Genomic DNA, 18,082 nt, shown 5'->3' on the forward strand with positions numbered 1-18,082 from the left:
TTACCCATACCTACTTCATGCACATAAGCCCTTTCGATTTAAGTACTACTTCTCTTTCGTGCGTCAGCTTGCATAGTTGAAAACAGCTAATGAACCACATGGAAATACAATGAAACACTACAACTTACTCATTCGCAACTGAACACAGAGCTAGCAACACCAGTGCCAAAATATAAAAATCAAACCAATCTAGGAAACATCCTTAATTGCGATCAGAACCATCAGACACAGGAATCAGAAAATTCCGACTATGATTCGAGAAACGAAAACCAAATAACTGCAACGCTAACCCTTTGCAGGAATATCCTTAAAGAACACTCTTACACAAAGCTATTCTGGCAAACAAAGCAGGCAACAGCGCCTGCGACCCTAAAACCCACAAACCATTGACATTATGCAAATCCAAATCTAATCCTCTACGTGCCCTGGCAATCGGGGCGACAACAAAAACAATCGAGGATATATCAATGGAAATTCAATACGGCATCAACCTGTTGGAACTAGCTCCTGATGCAAACTGCGAAATGGAAGCGACATTTTTCGGTGGTTCAGGGGGTGCCGGCGGGTGTGGCGGTAGTGGCGGTTGTGGAGGTGGCGGTGGATGTAGTGGTGGCAGCGGTGGTTCAGGAGGTAGCGGCGGCAACGCGGCAGACAATAGCGAGAACGCTAGCCACTAACTAAAAGGCGGCACTCTTGATGATTTATCGAGAGCGCCCGCCCCTGCCCAGGCGACAACTATGAATACGCTGAGAATTTACAACTACGAAATCCTCAACTTTGACACTGAGCCTATGGTCTTCTCTGCCACGGGCTTTACGAAAATCACTGAACCTAACATTACAAATGCGCTGAAACGTATCGAAAAAATTCGATCAAAATACATTCACTACGACGCATTACAACAACTACTTCGCGATGAAAACCTTCATCCCGACACCGCCATTCAATTCCTGAAATCGCTACTAATTATTAGCGAAAAAGCAGAAACACCCCCACATTAAAAACACAATAATATATCACGACCTAAACATATCAGATAACCTGAGGCTCCACCTGGAGAAAACAAACGAAAGAAATATACAACTTAAAGATCTCCCAACCAACGACCTACCTCATTCGGACTCACCCACCTTATACGTGCTCGCCTGCTTAAAACTTTGCCCTCAATCGCTTAGAAACACCTATACCGAACTACTAAAACAGAATCCAGAATGCGCAATTAGCGTTGGCTTTGTCAGTGGAAATCATTTCCACTTGACCGAGCCTCACATACCAACGATTGGGAATCCTTGCGCCTACTGTACGCTCGATCGTATCGCTCATTACGAGTCAAAAAGGACCAGCCAGCACTACTGGAGCAAAATTTTGACGTTCTGTTGCGCTAACAATCTTGACCTTCCCAGAACAGAGACTGACGAGTTTCAAAACACCTTAATTCTCGGAGCCATCATTTCCTTCGCAAACAAACTGACGCAGGCCCCTAAATCCAAGATCACGCAAGATCAAACATTACTCTCAAGAACCCTTAACTTGGACAACGGCACATACACTGAGGACTGCAGCATTCACTGGCCACTCTGCCAATGCCTAGGAGACAAACCATGAGTATTACCCACGACCACTACCTGAAATACACCTCCCCCAGCGTACTGGATGAAACCTTAGCATTCCACGCCAAAGGCAATTACGTAATCCACAAGACCACCCACCACTTGAGCACCCTCCATCAACTACCACCCAGCGCGCTAGAAAAACTGACCGGCAATGAACTTCAGCTCAATATCCTCGCCTGCGAAAACGGACAAGGAAATATCGAACTTACAGGACTCCCCTCGTCCCATCCTCTGAAGAGAAACAGCTCCTGCGAACGATTTAATGAACGCCCATTCCACTTTGATACTGTCCGAACACTCCTCGCGCCCTTACTTGAAAAGGACAGTACCACGGGCAAGCGAGGCTACCCAAGTGGCGGAGCACTTTACCCTATTGAGGTTTTTTGCATCAATTTAAATAACACCATTCAACAATGGCCATCCGAGCAGAGCGCACTGCACTTACTTCCCTCATCAAGATCCTTTGAAGTGCATACACCCGACCTCAATTCAAAGCCACTCGCGCGTGCAATTCTACCGATGACTGCCGACATGGGCTCGCCCTCGCTGGCGCTGATTTACTTCATTTACTTACCCAAGGCGCTGTTCAAGTATCGCTACAGAGGGTATCGCTTAGCGCTCATGGAGGTGGGTTCAATGTACATGCTCACAGATCTGCGTTGTAAGGAGCTAAAGCTTGGCAGTAGGCCTTGGTCAGGCTTCACCGACCATCAAGTATCAAAGTACTTAAACTTAAATCCCACCCTCTTTTTACCTGCATGCATCCAACTAATTGGTTGACCCATGAATACGTATAACGAGATCCACAACCCTACCTTTGCTGATTTTAAATTACTCCGACCCAGCGCGACCCTCCACTTCCCGCACAGCATCGAATGCGGTAGCCGCTGGCAAACATTCGGCTCCAGCAGCGGCTGGACCACTGACATAGCATCAAGCGCCTTAGGTGAGCATTTCGAACGCAAGCATTTCTATTTGGACGTACCGGTGCACGACACTGGTACGCTCGATGACGGATTGACATCTCAAGAATACGACGATTTTATCAAAGCATTCTCCCAGACAAAAAACCACCGAACGAGGGCAGACTTGGCTTCACATGTCTTTGATCGTACAAATGTTTATAGGATCGTTGACTTTACACGCTGCAAAGTACCGACCGCATGCATCTCAATATCAGCGTGCCTAAATCCCATCGACAATCACTTTTACCCCATGAGGGACACCTGCGGCTGCAGCGCACATATTAGTGTAGAGCGCGCACTTCTTGGCGCTCTTAAAGAGGCTATGGAACGCCAGTTTCTGCTCCGATTCTGGTTAACCAACACCTGCACTGAGAAAATCGGACATGACGAATCCTGCGCCATGCTTCTTGGGCGCTCTTGTTTGTCGCTTTTTAAGGAGCTGTGTAAAACGGGGGAAATCTGCGTACTCGATCTAACTGATAAGCGCTTCCCCGGTAGCTGCATTTTTCTGTCTTACGGAAATCAAAATGACAACGCTAAAGTCAAATATTGCGCTGGCATGGCGTATGCGGAATCGCTAGACAAAGCACTCGAAAAGTCGATTGTTGAATTATGGCAGACCTTTCGCTTCATGCTGTCATTCGACCAGGCAAACATCGGCAAGACTGAAACCTTAGACCCTTACATCAAGCACTTTCTAGAGTGCAATCGATATGAGACATTTGGCAAGACCTCTTCCCCCACCAAACTGGCAGCTCTCCAACATCACAAAATACAACCCGACACCCTGAGCCTTAGCAGCTTGCTCCCTGCTGTACGCCGCCTCGAAATCAATGGCTATTTTTATTTAGCCTCACTACCAACAAAAGGGCCGACCCTCTACTTTTGCAAGTACCTTTCACCCAAACTATTCCTCCACATGAACAATGCCAGCAACTTCAATCTTGAGAACACCTACTCCGCCCCCTTCCTTGATCAAATTATTAAAAATCGTCTAATAGAAATGGTACCCTTCCCATGACCCACTCAGCCCAGCACATTACTTCCACTGCGGCAAGTATATTTAAGCTTACAAAAACCCTCACCCTCGAAAACCTGAGAGAACCCACTGCACTTCTATGGACAGCTATTGCACCATCGGTGATGTTCATTTTCGCAACTCAAAACAACCGAGCACTCCCCGCTTTAGAAGAAAACTTTCTAGCCTCAGCCGCGTGGTTTTACTCATATATTTCTGCAAGCGTCGCCTTTTTTGGATTCAGTTTTTACTTAATAGGAAGAAGGGAAAGCGGGTTTCTCCGATCCTTTATTTATCAACGGAACGCAATCAGGCTCTTCCTCGCCTCACACACCCTAAGCTATTCATTACTCAGCTTCGTCTACTCCTCGCTTTTCTACATCGTCGCCAAACCCTTGTACGGTCCTTATTCGGCCAACGAGTTCTTTTACCTTACAGCATGTTTCTATACCAGCTATCTTATGTTTACCTGCATTGGCCTGGTGATCATTGCACTGCCGATTAAATTCAGCACTGCCAGCACCCTATTCTCGCTCATGTCATTTCTCATGCTGCTTTCCGGCTATTTAGGTGCAGCTCAACACAGCACTCCTCACGCAGTGACACTGCTCAGCCCATTGTATTTAAGCACCCAAATCTTCCTGGGCGACGTCTCACTGCCTATCAGTTTTCTCTCAGCGTTTAGCGCCTCAACGCTTGGCATCTACCTCACGGGAAGATTCTTCAGAACCCAGCCTGTCTGGAGCAGATATTAAATGAACCTATTATCTATCGATAACTTAAAATACCAACACAACCGCAAGACACTCATGGAGAACTTATCACTCACGGTAAAAAAAGGCGAACTCGTTGGCGTCCTCGGCATTAATGGTGCCGGAAAAACAACACTATTTGATCTGATCTGTAAAATGAGAAAACCCAGCCTCGGGACGATTATCAACCGCGCCGAGCGCCAAGTTTACTTGACGCAGATCCTGACACCACCTCCTTTACTTCGTATGCGTGAGATTTTCAGCATCATCAGTTGCCTAAATTCAAACCATGCGCTCAGCCAGCGCGAAGTTTTTTCCCGCCTAGCCCACTGGTCACCCTCATTGTCCAAACGCTATGCGGATATATCGGAAAAGAAAGCCGCCACGTGCAGCTATGGTGAGATTCGCAGTTTTTTCACGCTGACGCTTCTGCTGATGGGCAGTGACTTGATCATCCTCGACGAGCCCACTGCAGGGGTGGACCCTGAGTTCCGACATTATATTTGGCTCGGCATCAAGCACGCCTGCGAGGAAGGCGCAAGTGTGCTGGTTTCCTCACACTACACTCAAGAAATCTCAGAAAACTGCCACCGTTTTTACATGCTTGCCCATCACCGGCTCGAAGCCTTCGACAATGGCGATCAATTTTTGAATCGCCACAACGCTGCCACGCTCGATGAGGCGTTTATCAATGCCGCGATGTAGTAGCTGAGGTTGCTGGGTGGGGAGACTTGGCATGCCCGCGAAGGGGCGCAAAGCGCCCCTCAACTTTTTACAGCCCCTCAAGCTCCGCCATCAGGTCACTCAGCCGGTCAACCTTGTCGTCATCCAGCACACGCCCCTGCAACCCCTCCACATACACCGCCAGTTCCTCCACCGTGCTGCACTCGAACATCGCCCGCAGCGGCACATCCAACTGCAACTGCTTCTGCACCCGCGAAGCGATCTGCGTGGCCAGCAGCGAATGCCCGCCCAACGCGAAGAAGTTGTCGTGTACCCCCACCCGTTCGGCCTTGAGCACATCGGCCCAGATACCGGCCAACACCGTTTCCAGCTCGTTGCGCGGCGCCAGGTAGGCCTGGCTGTGCTGGCTGCCGATGTCGATGGCCGGCAGTGCCTTGCGGTCGAGCTTGCCGTTGGCGTTGTGCGGCAGGCTGTCGAACCAACCCCAATGCAGCGGCACCATGTACTCCGGCAATGCCGCGCGCAGGCGCTGCTTGATCTGTTCGAGCAACGCCGCATCAGGGGTTACGCCCTGATGGGCCACCAGGTAGCCGACCAGGTGCTTGCCGTTGGCGCCTTCCTGCACGCCCACCGCGGCATCACGGATTTCGGCCTGTTCATGCAGGCGCGCTTCAATCTCACCCAGTTCGATGCGGTACCCGCGAATCTTCACCTGGTGATCGATGCGGCCCACATACTCCAGCACCCCGTCCAGGCGCTGGCGCGCCAGGTCGCCGGTACGGTACAGGCGTTCACCCGGCGCGCCATGGGGGTGAGGGATGAAGGCCAGGGCGGTACGCACGGGGTCGCCGACATAGCCACGGCCGACGCCGGTACCAGCAACACACAGCTCGCCAACCGCGCCCAACGGCACCAGGGCCTGGTCCTCGCCGAACAGGTACAGGCGGTTGTTGTCGGTCGGGGTGCCAATCGGCAGGTAACTGCCGCGGGTGGACTCGACATCGACACGGAAGAACGCCACGTCGTCCGAGCACTCCGCCGGGCCGTAGGCATTGACCAGGCCAATACCTGGGTAACGCTGCAGCCATTGCGCGGCCAGCTCTGGCGGCATCGCCTCGCCGGTCGGCAGCATCCAGCGCAGGCCGTTGAGGGCCTGGTGATCGTTGGCCAGCATGCCCTGGATCAGCGACGGCACGCTTTCCAGCACGGTGATGCCGGTAGCCTGCACATGCGCCAGCAGGCCTTGCGGATCATGGGCGATGGCATTGGGCACGATCTCCAGCCTGGCGCCGAACAACGGTGCGGCCAGGAACTGCCAGACCGAGATATCGAAGCTCTGCGAAGCGGTCTGGGCAATTACGTCCTGCTCGCTCAGGGCCAGGTAAGGCACCTTGCTGAGCTGGTTGTTGAGCATGCCGCGCTGCTCGACCATCACCCCTTTGGGCAAACCGGTGGAGCCCGAGGTGTAGATGACATACGCGAGGTTGTCGGGCCCGCTATGAATACCCGGGTTGTGGCTGGCGATGTTGCTGGCCTGGATGTCTTCCCACACCAACAATTGCGGCCGCGCCACACCCTCCAGTGCGTTCAGCAACTGCCGCCCCTGCTCGGCACAGGCCGCGCTGCATACCAGCACCGGTGTGCGGCTGAGCGCGACGATGCGCTGCAGGCGCGCGGCGGGCAGGCCGGGGTCCAGCGGCAGGTAGCCGGCACCGGCCTTGAAGCTGCCGACAATCATCCCCAGCAATGGCAAACCGCGCTCGGCCAACAGCGCAACCGGCTGATCGACGGTTACGCCTGCGCCGATCAGGGCATGGCCCAGGCGGTTGGCCGCAAGGTTCAGGCCCGCGTAGTCAAAGGACGCGTCCAGGCAACGCGCCACCGTGCGCTCTGGGTGCGCGGCGACCTGCGCCTCGAACTGCTCGACATAGCTCTGTTGCAGCGCGTAGGCGTGCTCGGTGCGGTTGCAGTCTTCGATCAGGAAGCGTTGCTCTTCGGCACCCAGCAGCGGCAAATCGCTTACCTCGCCCTCGAAGCCCTGCACCAGCGCCAACAGCAGGCGCTTGAACTCGGCCAGCAGGCGTTCGACGGTCGAAGTGTCGAAGTAACGTTGGTCGAACGACAGGTGCAGGCCCAGGTCATCCCCCGGGTAGCACACCGCCGTCAACGGGAAGTTGGTGTGGGTGCGGCCCGAGTCGGAGCTGGCGTTGAGGTGCTGGGCGTGGTCCAGCACTGCGGTTTCCACCGGCGCGTTCTCGAACACGAACAGGCTGTTGAACAGCGGCTGGCCCTTGGGCAGTTCGCTGCACTCCTGGATCGCCACCAACGGCAGGTACTCGTACTCGCGCACTTCCATATTGTGCTCAAGCACGCCTTGCAGCCACTGGCGCACGCTGCAGCGCTCGCCGGCAGCGGGCAGTTGCACGCGCAAGGCGATGCTGTTGATGAACAGGCCAACGGTGCGCTGCATCTGCGGCATGCTCACCGGGCGTCCGGCCACGGTGACGCCAAAGGCCACGTCGCGCTCGCCGCTGTAGCGCGCCAGCACCAGGGCCCACGCTGCCTGGGCAAAGGTGTTGATGGTCAGCTGATGGGCCTGGGCCAGTTCGCGCAAGCGAACACCGTCAGTGACGTCCAGGCGGGTGTAGCAGTCGCCGACGATCATGCCGTCACCGGCGTGGTCGTGGCGCAACGGGCGGTCGCTGGGGATCGCCGTGGCCCGTTCGAACCCGGCCAGGTTGGCTTGCCACCACTGGCGCGCTTCGTTCAGGTCCTGGCGTTGCAGCCAGCCGATGTAGTCACGGTAGCGTGGCGGCACCGGCAACTGGGCCGGGCGGCCTTCGCCAAGGGCCTGGTAGACCTCGAAGAAGTCGTTCATCAGCAACGAGCGGCACCAGGCATCGATCAGGATGTGGTGGTTGCTCATCATGAACCAGTAGCGTTCATCGGCGACGCGCACCAGGCGCAGGTGGAACGGCGCTTCACGCAGCAGGTCGAAACCGGCCTCGCGCTCCTGTTTGTGCAGGGCTTGCAGGCGGGCTTCCTGGGCACCGTCGTCGAGGCCGCGCCAGTCTTGATAATCCACTGCCGTCTTGCCGGGCTTGTGGATGATCTGCAGCATCGCCTCGCCGGCGTTCCAACTGAACGACGCCCGCAGGGCCTCATGGCGCGCCACCACCGCCTGCCAAGCTTGGGCGAAGCGTTCGGCGTCGAGCGCGCTGTTGATGCGGTAGCGGTCCTGCATGTAGTAAATGCCGGTGCCTGGCTCCAGCAGGGTGTGCAGCAGCATGCCTTCCTGCATCGGCGTCAGCGGGTAGACATCGTCGATCTCGGCGGCAGCGACCGGCAAGTTGTCGATCTGCTCCTGGGTCAGGTGCGCCAAGGGGAAGTCGGACGGCGTGAAGCTGCCGTTGCCGTCGGCCAGGCAGTGGCCGACCAGTGCCAGCAACTCTTGGCGGTAGCCTTCGGCCAGGGTGGCGATGGTCTGCTCGTCGTAACGCTCGGTGCTGTAGGTCCAGCGCAATTGCAGGGCACCGGCATAGACTTGGCCGTCGACACTCAGCCAATTGGGCAGCGGGGCCTCCAGGTCATGGGCCATGCCCGCGGGTGCATCCAGCGGCTGGAACAGCGCATCAGTGTCAAACTGCTGGTCGAACTGCCCCAGGTAGTTGAAGGTGATGCGGGCCTGCGGCAGTGCGGCCATGCGCTCGCGCCCGGCCGCGTCGGCCAGGTAGCGCAGCACACCATAGCCCTGCCCTTTGTGCGGCACCTGACGCAGTTGCTCCTTGACCCGTTTGATCGAAGTGGCGCGGGCGGCATCGTCATCACCCAGCACCGGGCAAAGGCTCAGCGGGTAGGCGTTGGTGAACCAGCCGACGCTGCGGGTCAGGTCCATGTCTTCAAACAACCCGTCGCGGCCGTGGCCTTCGAGCTGTACCAGCACTTGGCTGTCACCGCTCCACCGGCACAAGGCGCGGGCCAGGGCTGTCAGCAGCAGGTCGTTGACCTGGGTGTGGTAGGCCGCGGGGGCCTGTTGCAGCAACTGGCGGGTCTGCTCGGCATCGAGGCCGATGGCCAAGGTGCGGGCGTGGCGGTGCAGGTTGCCACCCTGCGGGTGATCACACGGCAGTTCGTGGCGCACAGTGCCGAGCTGGGCGTGCCACCAGTCCAGCTCGTCGCGCAGCGAGTCGCTGCCGGCGTAGCTGGCCAGGCGTGCGGCCCAGTCGCCCAGGGTGTGGGTCTTGGCCGCCAGCGGCTGACCACGGTACAGCGCCTGCAAGTCTTCGAGCAGCACGCGCCAGGACACGCCATCGACCACCAGGTGGTGAATCGCCAGCAGCAGGCGTTGGCTGCCCTGCCCGTCTGTTACCAGCAAGGCGCGCAGCAGCGGGCCTTGCTCCAAGTCGAGGCTGCGCTGCAGGTCGGTGTACAGCGCCTGGCACTCATCGAAGTCGGCAACCGTGGCCGCCCACAGCAGTTGCTGAGGCGCAGGCTGGGCATACTCGGCCTGCCAGCGGCCATTGGCCTGGCAGAAACGCAGGCGCAGGCTGTCGTGGTGCTGCACCAGTGCAGCCAGGGCCTGCTCCAGTGCCGCGCTGTCCAGAGGCTGGCGCGCTGCCAACAGTACGGCCTGGTTCCAGTGCTGTGGCTGGGCCACTTCGCTGTCGAAGAACCAGTGCTGGATTGGCGTCAGCCCGGTTTGCCCCTCGCGCAGGCCCTGCTCGATACCGCTTGGCGCGGCGCTCAGGCTGACCACCGTGGCCAGGGTCTGGATAGTCTGGTGCTGGAACAGGTCACGCGGGGTGAACTGCAGGCCCAACTGACGGGCCCGGCTGACCACCTGAATCGAGAGGATCGAGTCACCACCGAGTTCGAAGAAGTTGTCCTGCACGCCAACGCGGGCAACGTTGAGCACGTCGCGCCAGATCTGCGCCAGCTGCGCTTCCACTTCGTTGCCTGGGGCCTGGTAATGCTGGTGCGCCTGCTCCAGGTCCGGCAGCGGCAGCGCCTTGCGGTGGAGCTTGCCGTTGCCCATCAGCGGCAGGCTGTCGAGCAGCACCAGGTGCGCGGGCACCATGTAGTCTGGCAGTTGCTGGCGGGCATCGGCCTTGACCGCCTCGCGTAGCGCGGCCTGGGCCTCGCTGTTGGCACCGGCCTGCTTGCACACCAGGTAACCCACCAGTTGTTTGCCGCCCGGCAGGTCGAGGGCCAGGACCACCGCCTCGTCGATATCGGCATGCGCCTGCAGGCGGCTTTCGATTTCGCCCAATTCGATACGGAAGCCGCGAATTTTCACCTGCTGGTCAGCACGGCCAACGTACTCGACCAAACCATCGGCGCCCAGGCGCACCAGGTCGCCGGTGCGGTACAGGCGCCCGCCCTGTGTGCTGAAGGGGTCGGCAACGAAGCGCTCGGCACTCAGCCCCGGGCGGTCGTGATACCCCTGGGCCAGGCCGGCACCGCCGATGTACAGCTCGCCGATGCCGCCTTGTGGCAGCAAGGCCAGGTCCTCATCGAGGATGTACGCATTGCGGGCGCCAATCACGCGGCCGATCGGCACGCTGCCCAGGTCGGCCGGCAGCGTGGGTGGCGCCAGGCAGGCCAGCGGCATGACCACGGTTTCGGTCGGGCCGTAGGCGTTGAAGAACTGTTGCGGCGTGAACGCCTGGCGAATGCGCTGCAGGTGCTCGCCGGTCAGCGCCTCGCCGCCGGTGATCACCAGGCGCACCGGCAACTGCTCGCCCTGCCCGGCCAGGTACTGGGCCAACTGGCTGCCATAGCTTGGGGTGAAGCCAAGAATGCTCACCTGTTGCTCGCGCACCAGTTGGCAGATCTCTTCAGCGCCCCACTGGCCTTGAGCACGGATCACCACGCGGGCACCACACAGCAGCGGGGTCAGCAGGCGTTCGCTGGCCGCATCGAAGTTGATCGAGTAGAAGTGCAGTTCGCAGTCGTCGCTGCGCATGCCGAAGGCCTCGATCACGGCCTGGCAATGCATGGCGATTTCACCATGGCTGACCACCACGCCCTTGGGCTTGCCGGTGGAGCCGGAGGTGTAGATCAGGTAAGCCTGGTGCTGCGGCAGGTTGAGGTTATCCAGCGGGGCATCGCTGAAGGCGGACAAACCTGCAGTATCGTCTTCCAGGCTCCAGCGGGCCACGCCGTCTGGCAGTTCGCCAAGGGTTTCCAGCAGCGCGCGCTGGCTGAGCAGCAGGCCGATGCGGCTGTCTTCGATCATGTAGCGCAAGCGGTCGAGGGGGTACTCGGGGTCGAGCGGCACATAGGCACCGCCCGCCTTGAGGATGGCCAGCAGGCCGACGACCATTTCCAGCGAACGCTCCAGGGCCAGGCCGACGCGTACCTGCGGGCCGACACCGCGCTCGCGCAGGGCGCGGGCCAGGCGGTTGGCCTGCTGGTCCAGTTCGGCGTAGCTCAGGTGCTGGCCCGCGAAGGTCAGCGCAGGGGCCTGTGGTGTGCGCGAAGCTTGGGCGGCAAACAGGCCGTGCAAGGTTTGGTCGAGGGCAAAATCCTGCTCGCCTTGTAATTGCCCAACCAGCACTTGCTGCTCGCCCGGGCTCAACATCGGCAGCTCGCACAGGCGCTGTTGTGGGTCGTCCAGCAGGCCGATCAGCAACTGCTGCCAATGTTCGGCCATGCGCGCAATGCGCGGCGCGTCGAACAGGTCGCGGCTGTAGGTCAGGCAGCAGCCCAGGCGGCCATCGAGGTCAGTGACTTCGAGGTACAGGTCGAACTTGGTGGCGCTGGCGTCGTTGACCAGGTAGTCGACCTGCATGCCCACCAGCTCACGGCTTTGCTGGAACGCCCAGCGCTGGACGTTGCACATCACTTGGAACAGCGGGTTATAGGCGCTGCTGCGCGGTGGCTGCAGGGCTTCGACCAGCTGGTCGAATGGCAGGTCCTGGTGCGACTGGCCTTCGATGGCGGCCTGGCGCATCTGCTCCAGCAGCTCGGCGGCGGTCATCTGGCCGTCCAGTTCGCAGCGCAGTACCTGGGTGTTGAGGAAGGCGCCAATCAGCCCCTCGCTTTCCGGGCGGATGCGGTTGGCCACCGGTGCGCCGATGCGCAGGTCACGCTGGCCGCTGTAGCGGTGCAGCAAGGCCGCCAGGGTTGCCGTCATGGTCATGAACAGGGTCAGCCCGCGCTGGCTGTTGAACGCATGCACGCGCGCCACCAACGCCGGGTCGAGCTCGAACCGGTGCAACTCGCCACGGTGGCTCTGCACCGCTGGGCGCGGGCGATCGGACGGCAATGCCAAGACCGGGTGCTCATCGCCCAGGCGGGCTTTCCAGTAGGCCAGCTGCCGCGCGCCTTCGCCGCTTTCCAGCCAGTGCCGCTGCCACACGCTGTAGTCCAGGTATTGCACCGGCAGCGGCGTCAGTGGCGACTCGCGATCATCGACAAAGGCTTCGTACAGCTCGCCCAACTCGCGGGCGAAGATGTCCATGGCCCAGCCTTCGGTGACGATGTGGTGCAAGGTCAGGACGAAGTAATGCTCACGTTCCTCGGCCTTGACCAGGCAGGCGCGCAGCAGCGGGCCACGCTCGAGGTCGAACGGCTGGTGCGCCTGGTCGTCGGCGAGCTGTTGCAGGCGTTGCTGGCGGGCCTCGGCGGGCAAGGTGCTGAAGTCTTGCCAGTCGAGGTGCACGCCGCTGTCTTCGGCCACGCACTGGTACGCCACGCCGTCGATGCTGGGGAACGTGGTGCGCAGGGTTTCGTGACGCACGATCAGCGCCTGCAGCGCCCGCTCGAATGCGTCCACGTGCAGCGTGCCACGCAAGCGGGCCATGCCGCCGACGTTGTAGGCGGGGCTGTCGGGCTCCATCTGCCAGAGGAACCACATGCGCTGTTGCGAGTACGACAACGGCACCGCTTGGCGGCGGTCGACACGGGCGATTTCGCCTTGCAGGTTATGCGCGCCGGCCTCCCGCAGGCGCGTGATCTCGGCGCAGAACGCGCCCAGCTCGCTGGCGTCGAACAGCACTTTCAGCGGCAGCTCGACATCGCACGCCTGACGGGTCCGCGAGACGATCTGGGTGGCAAGCAGCGAGTGGCCACCCAGGGCAAAGAAGTCGTCCTGCAGGCCGACACGCGGCAGGTTGAGCACTTCACGCCAGATCGCCGCGACCTGCTGCTGCACGGCACTTTGCGGCTCAACATGCTCACGCTGTTGCCACACCGGGGCGGGCAACGCCTTGCGATCGACTTTGCCGCTTGGGCCCAATGGCAAGTGTGCCAGCGGGATCAACTGCGCCGGCACCATGTACGCCGGCAGTTGCTCGGCCAAGGCGGCCAGCAGTGCAGCCGGCTCGGCCGCGCCGCTGTAGTAACCGACCAGCTGGGCGCCCACAGCGTCCTTGTGGATTAGCACCAGTGCCTGCTCGACACCTGCTTGCGCCAACAGGCAGGCCTGGACTTCTTCGGGTTCGACCCGGAAGCCGCGCACCTTCACCTGCTGGTCGAGGCGCCCCAGGTATTCAAGTGCCTCCAACTGGACTTGCCAGCGGGCACGGTCGCCACTGCGGTACAGGCGCTGGCCGTCGCCGTCGGCCTGGGGCACGAAACGCTCGGCCGTCAGGCCCGGACGGCCCAGGTAACCTCGGGCAAGCCCCGCGCCGCCCAGGTACAGCTCACCCGGCACACCGGGCGCGGTCAGTTCCAGTTCATCGTCGAGCACGCGGCACAGCACGTTGCCCAACGGGCGGCCGATCGGCGAGCGCTCGCCGTCTTCGGCCTGGCAGTGCCAGTGGGTGACGTTGATCGCGGTTTCGGTCGGGCCATAACGGTTGTGCAGTTGCACCTGGGGCAGCAGTTGCAGCACGCGGTCACGCAGGTTGGCCGACAACGCTTCGCCGCCGGAAAACAACCGGCGCAGGCTGGTGCAGGCGGCGGCCTGCGGCTCTTGCACGAACACCTGCAACAGCGGCGGCACGAAGTGCAGCGTGGTCACGCCATGCGCTTGCACCAGCGCAGCGATGCGCTGCGGGTCACGATGCTCGCCAGGGCCTGCCAGTACCAACTTGCAGCCGGTAACCAGCGGCCAGAAGCACTCCCACACCGAGACGTCGAAACTGATGGGCGCTTTTTGCATCAGCACGTCGCTGTCGTTCAGCGCATAGGTGGCCTGCATCCACTGCAGGCGCTCGGCCAGGGCCGCATGGGTGTTGCCCACGCCCTTGGGCTGGCCAGTGGAGCCCGAGGTGTAGATCACATAGGCCAGGTTGTCGCCGTGCAGGTGCAGGCCGGGGGCATGGCTAGGCCAGCTGTCCAGGTGCAACTGGTCGAGGGCGATGGCGCTGACGCCCTCGACCTGCGGCAGCTTGCCCAGCAGGCCGCTGTGGCTCAGCAGCAGGCTGGCATTGCAGTCGCCGAGCATGTAGGCCAGGCGCTCGGCCGGGTAGTCCACGTCCAGCGGCACGTAGGCGCCTCCGGCCTTGAGGATGGCCAGCAGGCCAACCAGCAGCTGCGGGGAACGCTCGACGGCGATGGCCACGCAGGTATCGGGGCCAACGCCTTTGTCACGCAGGTAATGGGCCAGGCGGTTGGCCTGCTGGTGCAACTCGGCATAGTCCAGGCTGCCGCCCTGCCAGGCCAGCGCGGTTCGCTGCGGGGTCAGCCGGGCCTGCTCGTTGAGCTGGTCGACCAGCAGGCGCTGGGGCGCCGCCGCCGGTGCCTGGCCCCAGCCGAGCAGCTGTGCGCGGTGCTGTTCATCGAGCAACTGCACCTCGCCCAGCGCCAGCTGCGGCCGGGCGCAAACCTGCTCCAGCAACGCCAACAGGTGGGCGGCCAGGCGTTTTACCGTGCTGGCCTCGAACAGTTCGGCGGCATAGTCGAAGGCCAAGGTCAGGCGGCCTTGATGGTCCTCTTCACTGTGCAGCTGCAGGTCGAACTTGGCTTCGCGGCTGTGCCACGGCAACTCTTCGGCAAGCAAACCTGGCAAGCGGCGCAGCGCCGAAAGGTCACGCTGCTGGTGGTTGAACATGACCTGGTACAGGCCCTGCTCCCGCGCCTGGGGCAGGGCTTCGAGCAGCTGTTCGAACGGCAGGTCCTGGTGGGCCTGGGCCTCAAGGGTGGCCTGGCGGGCCTGGGCCAACAGGTGCTCGAAGGGCAAGCGGCCATGCAGTTGCGCACGCAGCACCTGGCTGTTGATGAAGAAGCCGACCAGACCCTGGGTTTCCAGGCGCGGGCGGTTGGCATTGGGCACGCCGATGCGCAGGTCTGCCTGGCCGCTGTAGCGGTGCAGCAGCGCTTGCCAGCCGGCCAGCAGCACCATGAACAGGCTCGCCTGCTGCTCGCGGGCCAGGGCGTTGAGCGCTTCGGTCAGCTTGACCGGCACCTTCAGGGTGTAGCGCGCCGCGCGTTTGTCACGCTGGCTGGCGCGCGGCTGGTCGGTGCACAGGTCGAGCACCGGCAGTTCATCACCCAGCTTGGCTTTCCAGTACTGCAACTGGCGTTCGGCCTCGCCGTCGGCCAGCCATTGCCGTTGCCAGGTGCCGTAGTCGGCGTAACCCAGGGGCAGCGGCGCCAGCGTGGCCGTTTGGCCCTGGCAGTGCGCGGCGTACAGTTTGGCGAACTCGTCGAGCAAAATGTTCAGCGACCAGCCATCGGCGACGATGTGGTGCAGCGTCACCCACAGCTGGTGGTCTTCATCGTCCAGGCGCGCCAGGGTCACGCGCAGCAGTGGGCCTTGGCACAAATCGAACGGCTGCTGGGCCTCTTCCTCGCGGCGCGCGGCAACTTGCTCCGGGGCCTGGCCTTCGAGGTCCAGACGACGCAGGCCGAACGGCTGCTGAGCCTGAATTCGCTGCAGGGCTTGGCCATCCACTTCGCTGAACACCGTGCGCAGCGATTCATGGCGCGCCACCAGGGCCTGGAACGCAGCCTCCAGTGCGGCGACGTCCAGCTCACCGCGCAGGCGCAGGCCGGCCGGAATGTTGTAGGCCGCCGATTGTGGCTCCAGTTGCCACAGCAGCCACAGGCGGTTCTGTGCCAGCGATTGCGGCAGCGACTGGTCGCGCGCCAGGGTGGTGATGGCCTGGGCTTGGGCGCCACCTTCAGCGAGGATCGCGGCCACCGCAGCGCTGTACTCGCCCAACAGCGGGGCTTCGAACAGGGTGCGCAGGCTCAGGTTGATGCCCAGCTCATCCGCCAGGCGCGCGGTGGCCTGGGTGGCTGCAATGGAGTTGCCGCCCAGCAGCAGGAAGTGGTCGTCCGCCGCCACGGCTTCGACCTTGAGCACATCGCGCCACACGGCGGCGATTCGGGCCTGCAGATCATCTGCCACCGCGCCGCTTGCGGGTTGCTCACTGGCCTGCGGGAAGCGCGCGTAACAGTCGAGGCTGCCATCGTCCATGCGCTGGCGGCAGGCCGAGCGTTGCAGCTTGCCGCTGGAGGTCTTGGGCAGCGCGCCCGGGTTGAGCAACAAGACCACGGCCGGCGCCTGGCGGCAGGCGTCGGCGATGACCTGGCGTAGGGTCTTGATCAGTGCCTGGGGCTCGAGGGCTTTTTGCACGTTGCGGCTGATCTCCACCGCCACGCCGATGCCCTCCTCGCCCTGGTGGTCCACGGCAAATACCGCCACGCGGCCTTTGCGCAGCACGTCGACTTCGCGCTCCAGGGTTTTTTCCAGGTCTTGCGGGTAAAGGTTTTGGCCGCGGACGATGAGCATGTCTTTCAAGCGCCCGGTGACAAAGACTTCACCCTCGCGCATAAAGCCCAAGTCGCCGGTGCGCAGCCAGGTCTGGCCATCGCGCTCGACGAACGTGCGCGCGCTGGCCTCGGGGTTGCGCCAGTAGCCCAGGGCGATGCTCGGGCCACCGGCCCAGATTTCACCTACCTGGTTGTCGCCCAGCGCTTCGAGGCGCTGCGGCTCGACGATGCGCACCGCGTGCCCGGGCTGCGGGTAGCCACAGCTCATCAGCACGCTGCCGCTGCCGTTTTCGGCGCGGTTGGCGGCAAAGGCTTCGGCGTCCAGCGCCAGGGCACCGATGCCCTGGCCACGGCGGCTGCCGCTGACGAACAGGGTCGCTTCGGCCAGGCCATAGCTGGCAAAGAAGCTCTGCGGGTCGAAGCCACAGGCCTGGAACTTGTCGGCGAAGGTTGCCAGGCTGTCCTGGCGAATCGGTTCGGAGCCGGAATAGGCCACGCGCCAACGGCTCAGGTCGAGCCCGGCCAAGGACGCCTCGCTGACCCGTTCGCTGCACAAACGGTAGGCGAAGTCGGGGCCACCGCTGATGGTGCCGCCGTATTCGCTGATCGCCTGCAACCAGCGCAGCGGCCGGGCGAGGAAGTAGCCCGGCGACATCAGCACGCACGGCACGCCGCTGAAGATCGGCTGCAGCAAGCCGCCGATCAGCCCCATGTCGTGGTACAGCGGCAACCAGCTGACGATGACATCGTCGGGGTTCACATCGATGCCGAAACCGTGACGGATCAACTGCTCGTTGGCCACCAGGTTGCCGTGGCTGACCTGCACGCCCTTGGGCAGCGCGGTGGAGCCCGAGGTGTACTGCAGGAAGGCAATGTCATCGCTGGCCAGGGTTGGTGCCTGCCAGGCATCGGCCAGGGCCGGGTCTAGGCCATCCACGGCCAGCAGTTCAGGGGCGTTGTCCGCCGCCAGCGCGTCCAGGCCCTGCAAGCTGTCGTGCAGGGCCGCGACGGTCAGCAGCAGGCGCGGTTCGGCGTCGTCGATGATCGACAGCAGACGCTCCTGGTGATGGTGACGGGTGGATTCCGGTGGATACGCTGGCACGGCGATGACGCCGGCGTAGAGGCAACCAAAGAACGCCGCGACATAGTCCGGGCCACTGGGGAACAGCAGCACCGCACGGTCACCGAACCCGGCCCGGGCCTGCAGGGCGGCGGCGATGGTGCGCGCGCGGCGGTCCAGGTCCCGGTAGCTGAGCACGGCCTGCTCGCCAGGAGCGTCGGCGAGAAAGCGCAGGGCTATCTTGTCCGGGGTCTGCGCGGCGCGTTGCGCAAGGGCCTGGACCAGCGAGAGCGGGAGTTCGAAGGCGTCCGTCATGGGGTGTT

At 61.5% G+C, this 18,082-nt stretch carries 7 protein-coding genes; 6 read left to right on the plus strand and 1 reads right to left on the minus strand.

The genetic code is table 11. The features are described from left to right. The first annotated feature begins 737 nt into the window (after positions 1-737). From ACMCNM_RS21975 to ACMCNM_RS22000, 6 genes are read left to right on the plus strand one after another with little or no spacing between them, the layout of a single operon-like run. On the plus strand, positions 738-1,001 hold the full coding sequence (locus ACMCNM_RS21975; RefSeq protein WP_412765404.1) for a hypothetical protein: 264 nt from the start codon (positions 738-740) through the stop codon (positions 999-1,001). A gap of 28 nt (positions 1,002-1,029) precedes the next feature. After that, positions 1,030-1,605 (plus strand): McbB family protein, encoded by a 576-nt coding sequence (locus tag ACMCNM_RS21980; protein WP_412765953.1) that lies wholly within the window; start codon positions 1,030-1,032, stop codon positions 1,603-1,605. Next, on the plus strand, positions 1,602-2,393 hold the full coding sequence (locus ACMCNM_RS21985) for a SagB/ThcOx family dehydrogenase (RefSeq protein WP_412765405.1): 792 nt from the start codon (positions 1,602-1,604) through the stop codon (positions 2,391-2,393). Before ACMCNM_RS21980 ends, ACMCNM_RS21985 begins: the two co-directional genes overlap by 4 nt. A gap of 3 nt (positions 2,394-2,396) precedes the next feature. After that, positions 2,397-3,599, plus strand: coding sequence for a YcaO-like family protein (locus ACMCNM_RS21990; RefSeq protein WP_412765406.1), 1,203 nt, complete (start codon positions 2,397-2,399; stop codon positions 3,597-3,599). Further along, positions 3,596-4,351 carry a hypothetical protein gene (locus tag ACMCNM_RS21995; RefSeq protein ID WP_412765407.1) on the plus strand — a complete coding sequence of 252 codons (756 nt, stop codon included), beginning with the start codon at positions 3,596-3,598 and terminating at the stop codon, positions 4,349-4,351. Before ACMCNM_RS21990 ends, ACMCNM_RS21995 begins: the two co-directional genes overlap by 4 nt. Next, entirely contained in the window at positions 4,352-5,053 is a 702-nt protein-coding gene (locus tag ACMCNM_RS22000; protein WP_412765408.1) for an ATP-binding cassette domain-containing protein, read from the plus strand. It abuts the gene before it with no gap. A 67-nt stretch (positions 5,054-5,120) separates the two neighbouring features. Here ACMCNM_RS22000 and ACMCNM_RS22005 read toward each other — a convergent pair whose 3' ends face one another. Further along, a complete protein-coding gene (locus ACMCNM_RS22005; protein ID WP_412765409.1) occupies positions 5,121-18,074 on the minus strand; it encodes a non-ribosomal peptide synthetase in 12,954 nt (4,317 codons plus the stop codon). Between the last annotated feature and the right edge of the window lie 8 nt (positions 18,075-18,082).

It is taken from the genome of Pseudomonas sp. NGC7, from assembly GCF_047159675.1.
GTDB classification, from domain to species: Bacteria; Pseudomonadota; Gammaproteobacteria; order Pseudomonadales; family Pseudomonadaceae; genus Aquipseudomonas; species Aquipseudomonas kermanshahensis.

What these genes read in the sequence shown, in the direction of transcription:
- ACMCNM_RS21975 (WP_412765404.1), top strand. Translation starts at nt 738, where the DNA reads ATGAATACGCTGAGAATTTACAACTACGAAATCCTCAACTTTGACACT.
- ACMCNM_RS21985 (WP_412765405.1), top strand. Translation starts at nt 1,602, where the DNA reads ATGAGTATTACCCACGACCACTACCTGAAATACACCTCCCCCAGCGTA.
- ACMCNM_RS21990 (WP_412765406.1), top strand. Translation starts at nt 2,397, where the DNA reads ATGAATACGTATAACGAGATCCACAACCCTACCTTTGCTGATTTTAAA.
- ACMCNM_RS21995 (WP_412765407.1), top strand. Translation starts at nt 3,596, where the DNA reads ATGACCCACTCAGCCCAGCACATTACTTCCACTGCGGCAAGTATATTT.
- ACMCNM_RS22000 (WP_412765408.1), top strand. Translation starts at nt 4,352, where the DNA reads ATGAACCTATTATCTATCGATAACTTAAAATACCAACACAACCGCAAG.
- ACMCNM_RS22005 (WP_412765409.1), bottom strand. Translation starts at nt 18,074, where the DNA reads ATGACGGACGCCTTCGAACTCCCGCTCTCGCTGGTCCAGGCCCTTGCG.